This window comes from Yersinia sp. 2542 StPb PI (assembly GCF_048593855.1).
Taxonomy (GTDB): domain Bacteria; phylum Pseudomonadota; class Gammaproteobacteria; order Enterobacterales; family Enterobacteriaceae; genus Yersinia; species Yersinia enterocolitica_E.
This window is the reverse complement of sequence record NZ_JAZGQA010000548.1, coordinates 1-293: the sequence shown is the minus strand read 5'-3', so window position 1 is coordinate 293 and position 293 is coordinate 1. Positions and strand designations below refer to the sequence as shown.

Below are 293 nucleotides of genomic sequence, written 5' to 3'. Positions count from 1 at the left end.
ATCATGGCTTGCGCACACTCTGCCTTAACTTTCTGCTTGCTGTATTTTCCTTGAACAAGATTAATTTCTACAGGTATATTGTAATTCCAGTAATGTTGCTCTTCCGGAAAAACGGCACGAACTGGGTTATTAAAAGTTTCAGACCAACGGTTAAGTGATTTTATACGACGGGGAATGTTTCGTATTTTGGTGCAGTTATCCCTACATAATCGCCTACTCATATTTTTTAACTTCCTGCTTGTTCAGTTGGCTATAGCGTTGGTCGAAAATAACTTCACTGTAATTTAGCGACA

1 protein-coding gene is annotated in these 293 nt (G+C 38.6%); it reads right to left on the bottom strand.

The genetic code is table 11. The features are described 5' to 3' along the window. A partial coding sequence (locus V1952_RS22695) for a DUF3916 domain-containing protein (protein WP_420075654.1) occupies positions 1–221 on the bottom strand: 221 nt, incomplete at its 3' end. Positions 222–293 lie beyond the last annotated feature (72 nt).